5 protein-coding genes are annotated in these 3,610 nt (G+C 68.1%); 3 read left to right on the forward strand and 2 right to left on the reverse strand.

Annotation, left to right across the window (positions count from 1 at the left end; genetic code table 11):
• Together ACK5IR_RS13730 and ACK5IR_RS13735 are read right to left on the reverse strand one after the other, a co-directional pair.
• Positions 1–401, reverse strand: a 401-nt coding sequence (locus ACK5IR_RS13730) for an iron-containing alcohol dehydrogenase (RefSeq protein ID WP_416929739.1), incomplete at its 3' end; no start/stop codon positions are given.
• A gap of 3 nt (positions 402–404) precedes the next feature.
• A complete protein-coding gene (locus ACK5IR_RS13735; RefSeq protein WP_416929743.1) occupies positions 405–998 on the reverse strand; it encodes a shikimate kinase in 594 nt (197 codons plus the stop codon).
• Between the two features lie 31 nt (positions 999–1,029).
• Here ACK5IR_RS13735 and ACK5IR_RS13740 point away from each other — a divergent pair, with 31 nt between their 5' ends.
• The 3 genes from ACK5IR_RS13740 to ACK5IR_RS13750 all read left to right on the forward strand — a co-directional run.
• Positions 1,030–1,215 (forward strand): hypothetical protein, encoded by a 186-nt coding sequence (locus ACK5IR_RS13740; protein ID WP_416929740.1) that lies wholly within the window; start codon positions 1,030–1,032, stop codon positions 1,213–1,215.
• Between the two features lie 4 nt (positions 1,216–1,219).
• Complete coding sequence (locus ACK5IR_RS13745; protein WP_416929741.1) at positions 1,220–2,758, forward strand: hypothetical protein; 1,539 nt, start codon at positions 1,220–1,222, stop codon at positions 2,756–2,758.
• The coding region (locus ACK5IR_RS13750; protein ID WP_416929742.1) for a tyrosine recombinase at positions 2,755–3,610 on the forward strand (856 nt) is incomplete at its 3' end. The genes ACK5IR_RS13745 and ACK5IR_RS13750, both read left to right, overlap by 4 nt.

Here is a 3,610-nt window from a genome sequence, read left to right on the forward strand (position 1 = left end):
GCCAGCAGGCTGGTGGGGATCTGCACGAATCGCACGCCCCGGCGCAGGATCGCCGCGGCAAACCCCGCCAGATCGCCGATCACCCCGCCGCCAAAGGCGATCACCATGTCGTTGCGCTCGATCTTCTCTTCCAGAAGCCATTCGACCGTCCGGGTCAGGAAAGACCAGGATTTCGTGCCTTCGCCCGGCGGCAGAATCAGCACGCTGCTGTCGATCCCCTCCTCGTCGAGCGCCGCCCGCAGCGCCGCGAGGTGCAGCTTTGCCACGGTTTCCTCGGTGATGATCGCCACCCTCGGCCGGTTCAGCAACGGCGCGATCCGGTAGCCCGCACGGGACAGGATGCCGGACCCGATACCGATTTCATACGACCTCTCGGCCAACTGGACATGGACGATTTCCATTCGTCAATTCACCTCCAGGACATCCGGGCGCGTCTTGAGTGCAAGTACCACCTGCTCGGCCATGTCGGCAACCGCGTAGTGCGCACGCGCCTTTACCGCAAGATCGGCCAGTTGATAGACAGGTGCCCGCGCCGCATGGATTTCTTCCAGCGTGGCACGCGGGTTCGCAGTACGCAACAACGGGCGCGTGTCCTTATGCCTCACCCGGCTCCACAGAAGGTCGATATCCACATCGAGAAGGACGGAAACTCCGCGGTCGTGGATCAACCGCCTGTTGCGTTCGGCCAGAAACGCCCCGCCGCCGGTCGACAGGATGGCCGGCCTGCCGTCGAGCAGGCGGCCGATCACCTCGCTCTCGCGGGCACGAAAGAACGGCTCGCCGTCGCGTTCGAAGATCTCGGCGATGGACATGCTGGCAGCGGCGACGATTTCGGCGTCGCTGTCGATGAACCGCACCCCCAGCCGATGGGCCAGCGCCGTGCCCACGGCGGACTTGCCGGCCCCCATCATGCCCACCAGCACAACGGTCTTCTTCAATCGCACCCGGCCCTCCGTTGCGGCATCACACCGCCGAGATGAAAATTTCCGGCCCTGAATGGCGTGAATTCACCGGCGATGCCATGTATAAATGGCAGCGATCGCCCAAACGAAGGCGAGCGTCATCAAAGACAGGCAGGATATGTGGCGGCTTATCAAGCTCTTGTTCGTTCTTCTGGTCATCGGCGGCATCGGTCTGGTGGGCTATGCCTATATCGCCGATCTGACACCGGCACAGAAGGAAGTCACCGAAACCATCAAGCTGGGCACGAATTGATCCGATGACCCGCGCAGCGCTGGCAATCTGTCTTGCCGTGACGGGCATAACGGCACAGGCCCTGCCGGCGGGGGCGCAGACGGCGGGGCCGATGTCGGCCATCGACTGGCTGTCGCATTCGCTAGACACGCCGGCGCCGGGCGCGAATGCCGGCCCGGTCAGCGGCGGCATCAGGACCGAGGTCATCTCGGTCCGGCCGCTCGGTTCGCCGTCGCCCGATGGCGTGGGGCTCCTGCCCCGCTCGGTTACCGGGCTTCCGGCGAATCTCTGGGGCGAATCCGACCTGAACACGCTCATCCGCATGATATCGGAATTCCCCATCTCGCCGCTGCCGGCGGTGCAGGACCAGTTCCGCAGGCTGATGCTGGCCGAGCTTGATCCGCCGCGCCAGTCAACCGGAAGGGCGCCGCTCCTGCAGGCGCGTATCGACGCGCTGCTGGCGCGCGGCGCGGTCGAGGAGGCCGAAGCGCTTCTCGAACGCGCCGGCACCGACGAGCCGCAGCTTTTTCGCCGCGCGTTCGACGTGGGGCTGCTGACCGGGCGCGAACAGGCGGCCTGTGCCCGCATGCGCGCGGTGCCGGGGATTTCACCGTCCTTCCCGGTCAGAATCTTCTGCCTTGCCCGCACCGACGACTGGAATGCCGCCGCCGTGACACTGGAATCGGCCAAGGCGCTCGGGCAACTGACACCCGAGGAAGACGCCATGCTGGCGCAGTTCCTCGACCCCGAGCTTGCCGAGGTGCTGCCGCCGGTCGTACCGCCGGCCAGGCCAAGCCCTCTGATGTTCCGGATGATGGAGGCGATCGGCGAATCGCTGCCGACCTCGCCGCTGCCGGTCGCCTTCGCCCATTCCGACCTGCGCCCCATCGTCGGCTGGAAGGCCCGCGTCGAAGCCGCCGAACGGCTTGCCCGCGTCGGCGCGATCCCGGCCGAGGTCCTCGTCGCGATCTACGGCGAGCGCCGGCCGGCGGCATCCGGCGGCGTCTGGGACAGGGTTGCGGCGGTCCAGACACTTGGCGCGGCGCTCTCTGACGGCGACGCGACACAGGTGGATCAGGCCCTGCCGGCGGCATGGAACAACATGCGCGCGGCCGGGCTCGCCGTGCCCTTTGCCCGTGCCTTCGGGCCGCAACTGGCCGGGCTCGGGCTTTCCGGCAGGGCCGCGGCACTCGCCCCGCGCATCGGTCTGCTGTCCGACAGTTACGAGACGGTGGCCATTGCGCTCGAGGGCAGCGATACCCTGCCCTTTGCCGCCGCTGTCGCCCGTGGCATCCCTCCCGTATCCGCCGATACCGATCTCGAATCGGCGATCGCCGCCGGGTTCGCCACCCCGCTTCCCGTGCTGACCCGGGAGTATGCCGAGATGATCGGCGGCAACCGCCAGGGGGAGGCGCTGCTGACCGCGCTGCGCACGCTTGCCGCCGGGCGCGATGGCGACCCCGACGATATTACCGCCGCACTCGTTCTGCTGCGCAAACTGGGATTCGAGGATGCCGCGCGCAGCGCATCGTTGCAGATGCTGCTTCTGGAGCCCGCGCGATGACGACACCGCAGCGGGCCGAAAGCTGGATCTCGGCCTTTCTCGAAGCACAGGCGGCCGAACTCGGCGCAGCGCGGAACACGCAACTGGCCTATGGCCGCGATCTGCTGGATTTCGCCACCTGGCTCGGACGGAATGGCGGCGGCCTTGCCAGTGCGGATCGCGCGACGGTGGAATCCTACCTGATCTTCTGCGAGGCGCAGGGGTTGGCGCGGACCACGCGGGCGCGCCGCCTGTCGGCCATCCGGCAACTCTATCGTTTCGCATTCGAGGAGGGATGGCGATCCGAGAACCCGGCGCTTCAGATCCGCGGCCCGGGGCGCGAGAAGCGGCTGCCCAGAACGCTCGATCTGGCCGAGGTCGACGCGCTGCTCGCCGCGGCCGAGGCCAGCGGGCGCACCCGCGCCGACCGGATGCGGAACGCCTGCCTGATGCAGCTTCTCTACGCCACCGGCATGCGGGTCAGCGAACTGGTCTCGCTGCCGGTTGCTGCTGCGCGGGGCGATCCCCGCATGCTGCTGGTGCGCGGCAAGGGCGGAAAGGAACGCATGGTGCCGCTGTCACCGCCGGCGCGCGACGCGCTTGCCGACTGGCTGGGCGAACGCGACGCCGCCGAGACCGTCGCCCGCGCCCGCGGGAAGCCGCCGTCGCGCTTCCTGTTCCCTTCGACCAGCCGCGAGGGGCATCTGACGCGCCACCGCTTCTACGCGCTGATCAAGGAACTGGCGGTGGCCGGCGGCATAAGCCCGGCCAGGGTCACCCCGCACACCCTGCGGCACGCCTTTGCCACGCATCTGCTGGCCGGCGGCGCCGATCTGCGGACGATCCAGACGCTGCTCGGCCATGCCGACATTT

This window comes from Tropicimonas sp., from assembly GCF_047971885.1.
Classification (GTDB): domain Bacteria; phylum Pseudomonadota; class Alphaproteobacteria; order Rhodobacterales; family Rhodobacteraceae; genus Tropicimonas.